Below are 7,111 nucleotides of genomic sequence, written 5' to 3'. Positions count from 1 at the left end.
CTCGCTGAGATCGAACAGCGCGTCGACGTCGCGATGGGAGCTGTCGGTCAACTTCGCGCGTGGCGAATCGCGCGGGGTCGTCGCGGCACGTGCACTGATGCGCACCGTGACCCTGCTGGCATCGTCACAGCGTTTTCCGCTCACGATCCTCGCCGGCGAGCAAGGGCTTGCCGCCGATGAAGCCGCCTCGCAGCACTAGCGGGGCGCGCGCAAGAACATGCACATCCATCAAGCCGATCCCGCAGGTGGCGCTTGCACTGCGCCCGCCGTCTCAGCCTGCGGGACAGGCGTCCATGAGCATCGCGCCCATGGACAGATATCGAGATGCGCGGTGGGAGCCCCGAGCGGGCGATGTGGTCTGGTTCCGCTATCCGCGCAAGCGGTCGTGGCAGTGCGCGATCGTCGATCGCGTCGCAGACGGGCGTGTGTACTACACCCGATCCGCAGTCGGTGCCAGTCGCGGAGAACCTGCATGGATCGAGCTCGATGGCTGGAAGCAGCGGGCGCGGCGCTCGCGGTTGCGATTTCCGCTCGGCGAACGCATCGCGAGCTGAGTGCCCTTCGCGTCTAGGCGTGCCGGTGAAATCACGTTGCATGGCGTACCAGGACACCGTCATCACCCCGGACTTACATTTTCTTCACGCGACGGCGCGTAGGGTGAACCCGCAACGCATCTGCCTCGGCGCGAAGCAGTGGGGCGCCCCGATCACGGGTCCCACTGTGCACGATGAGCTACGACAGTCAGCTCGTTCCCCGGTAGCCGAAATTTCCGCCCGCAACTGATCCCGCGGGCCTCCGGGAAATAACCATCATGAGTACCTCATCCCCGCAAATCAGCGGATGGACCGTCGTTGCCACCGTCGAAGTCGCCGACACCGAAGCCATCGCCCAGTTCCTCCCGCGCGAGTCGTCCGAATACCGCTTCCAGCGCGCGCCGCAATCGCCACAGGGATTCATCTGGATCGACATCTATGTCGACTTCGGGTCCGGAATCGAACACGCCTCGCGAATCGCCCGCACCGTCCTCGGCGAACTGGCGGCCTGCGGCCTGACCGATTTCCGCATCATCGCCGGCCGCGCGTATCTCGATCTGACCAGCCTCGCGCCGGCGTAGCGGCGGGGCTGCGGTTCTCGCGTCAGGAGTGTCGTCGCGCGAATGCGCAGGTCATGCCGAAGGTGGGACTCTCGGGTGAATCGTAACGTAATGAAGATACGGATTATTGTTGATCGAATCCTGTCAGTATGCCCCCGAATATGCCCCCGGAATAGGCGAATTCGGCCCCCAGATCAGCCTGTCGGCTCCGGTTGGCCGTGCTCGTCCCACGGCACAATCTCAAGCCCCGGAGCGAACGCCTCGAACGCTGCGCGGCCGGCTTCGATGCTCTCGAAGCGCTCGATCCAACTCCGCCGTGGGCATTCCAGGTGATACCAGCGCGCCGAGCACCCGTCGCCGTCTCGCAGGTAGTGCCCGAGCTTGTGCGGGCCCATGTAGACCGTGAAGACGATCCCGCCCTTGGCGCCGTAGTGATCTGAGACGTACTCGACTCGCATGGCGAGACGATCAATGCGCTGCGTCGCACCGACTGAGAACGAGGCTGCTGACAGGCGCATCGGCGAATTCCTACACGCGTCGGCGACATCCAGCGACAGCCCAGAGAGCGCGAGCGCGCAGCCTATGCAGCGACCCGCCGAGTCAGCGACTACGCGCCCGTGCACAGGGACGCCGGCGCTGGCACTGCGGCGCCGGCCGGCTCCAGCATCGGTGCCTGTGCATACGCGAAAGCTGCCGCGCAGCGTTCAATGCTCTCGAACCTCTCTTCGTGTAGAGATCCTTCATAGCGCGGCTATGCTCGCAGTCGAGCTTACTTGCGGCCCTGTCGGTTTCAACTCGGGCAGTGTGAATCGCCGCGCGACGGTACAATCTCCGCGCGGCGCAGTTTGCGCCCACAACGAATCTAAGGAGAGAACGTGAGCAGTAGAACTTCCGCGAAGATTCTCAGCGCGTCCCTCGTTTTGATCGGGGGCAGCGCGTGGGGGAGTGGATCCGGTGAAGAGTCCTTTGCCGCTCTAAGGGCCGAGGTGCAGCGGCTTAGGCCGAGCGCCCCGCCAAAACAGATAACAGAGTTATCGGAGAGCACCAAGAATCTAACTGTGTGCGAAAGCGCTCCGCTATTGGTTCAGAATGGCGATCGTGCACAATATATTTTCAACGAGGTCTATTCGTGGTCGATCCTCAAGACGCCTGGCGGATTTTGCGTCCATCTAGTTGAGCCGGTGTATCGGCCGTTGTCGATCCAGGAAGCGACTGATCTTTTGGCGGCGTCAAAAACGCAGTTCCAGACCATCGAACCGCGGGCGCCTGCTTCGGAGAATTCAGAGCCTAAGATGGGACGCGGATTCTCCAGCGAAGTCGAGATGACGCTTGAAAATGGAACTCCTATCGAAAAAAAAAAAGAAGAAGTAATAGCTGCCCGGGTTGACAACCGAGTTCCAATAAATTCGGCAGCGGCGCCATTCAACAGTGTTTCCCTAGTCGTGAATGACGGGGGGAACGGGAGCGCAATACAAGTATCGCCTTACGTTTTCATGACTGCGGCACATGTAGTCGTATCAAACAGTGGTGCGGAGTATACAAATGGGGCGGTGTATCCCGGATACAACATGCCGGTGCCAACCAATCCAATCAACGTTGCAGACGTGACATATGACGCCTCGTACCCAAGCGCAGCGTCCTCGGGATTGGTTGATAGATTCGCGCACGATGTTGGCTTCATGCGCATTTCCGTAGCGCATCCGCTACCAAGCTACCCGGTTCTCTACCTGATTCGCTCAGCTGCGGATTCCGTAAGCGGGCCGGGAAATCCCTGTGCGTTTGGTAGCGCTGCAACGGATCCGTTTGTCCGAGGCGGTAGCCCTCCGACTTGGTACAACGGGTTGCTGCTCGACACCTGCCTTATTCAAACGCACGCTGAAACCTATACCGTAGGCTATCCAGACGAAGTTCGCGGGCTTCCAAACGTCCATCCCACGTCCGCTTACATCGACTACGCCGCTTATATAGCGGGAAATAGAATTGCGAACAGTCAGGGCGTAACGTACGTCTTCAGCCTCTTTCATACGTGTGCAGGATGCACGCTTTTTCTTGGGCTGAGTACGACAATAAGTGTCGGAGATAGCGGCGGACCAGTATTCGGCAAGTATGGGAACGATTGGGTCGTCCTCGGCGTAAATAGTGCCGCAACGGACCTGTCGTATCAGCCTGAGGTCGGAGGATTCTCTGCGGGTCGCTTCGACTACAACGACAGCTTTGTCATTTCGAATTTGGGTTGGACCCCTTCCAATCCGATCACGATCTCGTCGCCAACGTCTGGTCTTACCTATGACAGGGATTTAGTGCCCAACCTGGTAGCCGATGCTGGGTCGCTAACCTCTCAGATTCGATGGGACTCAAACTTGGATGGGTACCTCGGGACCGGAGGAAACATCTCAATTGCCGGACGCTTGACCACTGGTCTCCATACGATAACGGCCTCAGTGCCGAATTCGATCTCAGAGCACAGCCCAAGTAGCGTACAGAGCAACGTACAGAGTATCGTCAAAACTATCTCGCTGAACATCACGACTGGCGGCGTCAATCAGCCCCGAGTTTCAGCTTCGCCGAATCCGGTCGTGGTGCGATTCGGCGGCACTCAATCAAATGTAAGCGTCACATGGACTGCCGTGTCGGACCAGTCAAACTGGCGTACCGATGTTTCGTACCATGTGAACGGTGGAGCGCGCGTCAATTGGAAGAGCGATGTGCCTGCAGGTAGCGACATACTTCCAATTCGGCTTGGCGATTCAATCAAGATCTATGCTTACCAGCATCACTATGGCGAAACAAACGCAAATTCCGTGACGATAACCACCGTCAGCGGTCATATGCCTACAATTTCGGCGACTCCGACAACGGTCCAGATCCCATCGGGATCAAACGCTGGTTCATTTGTGCTGAGATGGGATGCTCCAGGTTACACCTCAGTTGACATCCAGGGACGGATCAATGGCGGGGCCTGGCTTACCCCCGTGTGGGCCCAACCAACGGGGAACTCAACAGAAGGCATCCCGCTCGGTAGCACGTATGACTATCGTCTCTATGAGCATGGCAATACCTCGACCATTCTCGCGACTGCGTCGGTTCAAGGGTTGGCTGCACCAGCGGCTACGTTCACTGCGTCGCCTGCACACGTAATTGTAACGAGCGGCACGGATGGGCCGACCGTGCTGACGTGGAACGCGCCGGGTTATGCGAATCTCGATTGGTGGGGAAAGGTCAACAGCGGACCATGGCAAGGAGGGGGACTTATATCTGCTGGTGCAGGATCGACAACGGAGCGGATACCCGCTGGAAGCACCTATGGCTATCGCCTATACGCGCACGGGAGTCCAAATCAGGGCGGGACAGCGGGATTGCTCGCCGAGCTGTTTGTCGATTCGGTTGCTGCTGCACCCACATTCTCCGTCACGCCAACACACGTTGTCGTTCCGGCTGGTCAGACAGCAGGCCCTGCCACGATTCGATGGAACGCACCCGGGTACACGGGGCTTGACTGGTGGGGCAAGGTAAACAATGGACCGTGGCTGGGTGGTGTGCTCTCTACTCCTGCAAATGACTCAACCATTGTCAGCGTTCCGTTGAACACCAGATACAGCTATCGCTTCTATCCTCATGGCAGCTCTCCGCAAGGCGGCACAGTAAATCTACTGGGAGAGCTAACGGTGGACGCTGCAGCGCAATAGTGCTTTTGCAGAGTCGCGCGCATATGCGTTGCGCGCGACTCTCTCCACTTCAGCAGTTGGTGGAAAGCGGCCAGGCGCCGGTCGGAAACCCGGCTCCGTCAATGTGATGTCCAAGAAGGCAAGTGAAGCGGCGGCGGAGACGGGCGAACTGCCACACATGCTGCTCCTCCGCATCTCGCGAGGGGAAAGGATCGGTGCTTACGAACCGACATTCCCCGATCGAGTCGATGCGGCCAAGGCGGCTGCGCCGTACTTTGCGCCAAAGCTCGCGTCGACCGAGTTCAAAGGCTCGCTCAGCGGCAGATCGGTACGCGATCTCACTGACGCCGAACTGCTTGCGATCGTGCAGGCCAGCAAGTCGAACGGCTAGTCGCGTAGGAGAACATCGATGCAATCTGTAAGAGATTTCTTACGGAATAGATAGATGCGGGTGGCCGAGGAGCACGCTGCCAATTGACAATGGCTGTGGCTGTGCAAGGATCTTTGCGGTCGGGCAAAGGGAGTGTCGGCATGGCGATGAAGAAAGCCGCAAAGAAGACAGCGCCAAGAAAGTCTGCGGCAAAGAGGGCCGTCAAGAAATCTAGTCGTGTTGTCCGTGTATCAGATACAGTCTCTCCACCACCATCGATCCGTGCCAAGAAGAGGGCCGCGAAATGAACGACTCCAAAAAACCTACTCAGCAACCACAAAAACCGCCAACCCAAGTTCCTGAGCGGAAGCATGACAACGGTCAACGGGATGGAACGAAGACCAACATTCCCAAGCCATGGAACGTTACCGATACAGCGCCGCCACCTAAGAAAAAATGAGCGCAGATCTTCTCGATCGCTGGGCCGCATCGCTTTTCAGCGTTGAGCGATCGGCGCGTTATCATGCCAGGCGCGAAGCATTCTTCACCCGTCTTCACCGATTGAATTCGTTTCTTAGCATCGTTCTCGGAACCGCAACTGTTGGGACAATTCAGAACCAACATTGGCCGCAATGGATCGCACTTGCAGCGCCATTCGCGATTGCTTGCTTGAGCAGCATGGACCTAGTCCTAGGTTTCTCCGACAGGGCTCGCGAGCACAATTGTCTAAGGAAGCGATTCATCGGGATTCAACGCTGCATGCTCGTTGCGCCAGACGAGGAAGCGCTGAAGAAATGCATGGATGACAGGCTGGCCATAGAGACGGATGAGCCAACTAAGATGTATGCCCTCGACATCCTTTGCCACAACGAACTGCTTCGGGCGAAAAACTACTCGAAGGACGACCCCACGGAGCGAGTCGAGTACCGGAGAGTTCGGTTCTTGCAGCGATGGACGGCGAATGTGCTTTCGTGGGAGGGCGCCGAGTTCCCTCGCCTTACCTAGCAAATGAATGAATATTGGCAATTCAGCCACTCTATTGGGCAGCGACGTGACCACAAGCAGGTCCGCGCCGACGCGGCCCACCTGCAAATTGCCCAAGGCGTATGATCTTCGTGGGACAGCTGGGGAGGCGCGGGGATGCAAATGCTAGCGTTGTGGATCGGGTTCGTTCTTGCCGCAACCCAGTTTGCGACAGCGGCTTCACTGCCGAAGGCACGAGCCCTCTACGAGAATCGGTTGCTCGACGACGCGAAGAGGGAGTTGATAGAGGTTGCGTATGCCGAGCGCGCCTCTGCTAGCGATAAAGCAGCGGCCCTCTACTTGCTAGGCACAATCAATGCCGAACAGGGTAATCAAGAGCTTGCGCAGAAGAACTGGCGCGAACTAACGGACCACTTTCCGGCCTCATCGGAGGCGCGCCTGACTGCCAGCAAGTTGGCGCCTGAGCGTGCCGAACAAAGGAAGGCCGAGGTGAATACCTTTACCGCAGGCTTGGTGAAACCTGCTATCCGCATGTTTAGTGATGGCAAGGAGCCCCGCTTCGTGGTCGCTTATAGAGGCGGCACAACCGAGCACGCCGAAATCGGAATGCAGATGACAATGCTGGATTCCGATTGCCCCACAGAACCATCAAAATCTCCGTATGACGTTGTAAAGGCAACGCTGCCCGTAACCATTACGACCTCAGCTGATGCAAATGCCAACACATTGACGCTCCGAATGAATGGCGAGGGCCATTTCTCAGGCGGCGGCCAAGAGGGCTCGGATCGGTTTGCCTATGCAGCTCGAATCACTCCCTCGGGTGAAGTGCTTGAGGTTATGGACGGTGATCAGCCGGAATGTACTGACCCAGTGAAATCCTGCTCAGGTGTTACCTTTGACCGAGGAGACACCATGAGTGCAGTGATGGAAGAAGAGATCAAGCGTTGGACGGCGCGGCGTAAGTCGGCGCTGGTGCTGGAGATCATCCAGGGCAAGACG

Annotated in this window: 6 protein-coding genes and 1 pseudogene; 6 read left to right on the top strand and 1 reads right to left on the bottom strand. The window is 58.1% G+C overall.

Translation table 11 applies throughout. The annotated features are described in order from the left end of the window. From ACTHK2_RS11315 to ACTHK2_RS11305, 3 genes are all read left to right on the top strand, one after another. Positions 1 to 199: hypothetical protein (locus ACTHK2_RS11315; protein ID WP_440245818.1), on the top strand; the 199-nt coding region annotated here is incomplete at its 5' end. Positions 200 to 293: 94 nt separating this feature from the next. Then, positions 294 to 554, top strand: a complete 261-nt coding sequence (locus ACTHK2_RS11310) for a hypothetical protein (protein WP_440245817.1) — start codon at positions 294 to 296, stop codon at positions 552 to 554. A 257-nt stretch (positions 555 to 811) separates the two neighbouring features. Further along, positions 812 to 1,114 carry a hypothetical protein gene (locus ACTHK2_RS11305; RefSeq protein WP_440245816.1) on the top strand — a complete coding sequence of 101 codons (303 nt, stop codon included), beginning with the start codon at positions 812 to 814 and terminating at the stop codon, positions 1,112 to 1,114. A gap of 173 nt (positions 1,115 to 1,287) precedes the next feature. On the opposite strand, the gene ACTHK2_RS11300 is transcribed toward ACTHK2_RS11305, so the two are convergent. Next, on the bottom strand, positions 1,288 to 1,611 hold the full coding sequence (locus ACTHK2_RS11300) for a hypothetical protein (RefSeq protein ID WP_440245815.1): 324 nt from the start codon (positions 1,609 to 1,611) through the stop codon (positions 1,288 to 1,290). A gap of 357 nt (positions 1,612 to 1,968) precedes the next feature. Between ACTHK2_RS11300 and ACTHK2_RS11295 the strand changes: the two genes are divergently transcribed. The 3 genes and pseudogenes from ACTHK2_RS11295 to ACTHK2_RS11285 form a co-directional block, all read left to right on the top strand. Beyond that, entirely contained in the window at positions 1,969 to 4,779 is a 2,811-nt protein-coding gene (locus tag ACTHK2_RS11295; protein WP_440245814.1) for a hypothetical protein, read from the top strand. A gap of 106 nt (positions 4,780 to 4,885) precedes the next feature. Continuing rightward, positions 4,886 to 5,149: a hypothetical protein gene (locus ACTHK2_RS11290; RefSeq protein ID WP_440245813.1), complete on the top strand. Its 264-nt coding sequence runs from the start codon at positions 4,886 to 4,888 to the stop codon at positions 5,147 to 5,149. A gap of 1,875 nt (positions 5,150 to 7,024) precedes the next feature. Further along, positions 7,025 to 7,111: pseudogene (locus ACTHK2_RS11285) on the top strand (DUF1153 domain-containing protein); the annotation flags it as partial.

The sequence above is a fragment of the Dokdonella sp. genome (assembly GCF_051958935.1).
Classification (GTDB): domain Bacteria; phylum Pseudomonadota; class Gammaproteobacteria; order Xanthomonadales; family Rhodanobacteraceae; genus Dokdonella_A.
The sequence above is the reverse complement of the archived record's forward strand: the minus strand, read 5'-3'. Positions and strand labels throughout refer to the sequence as shown.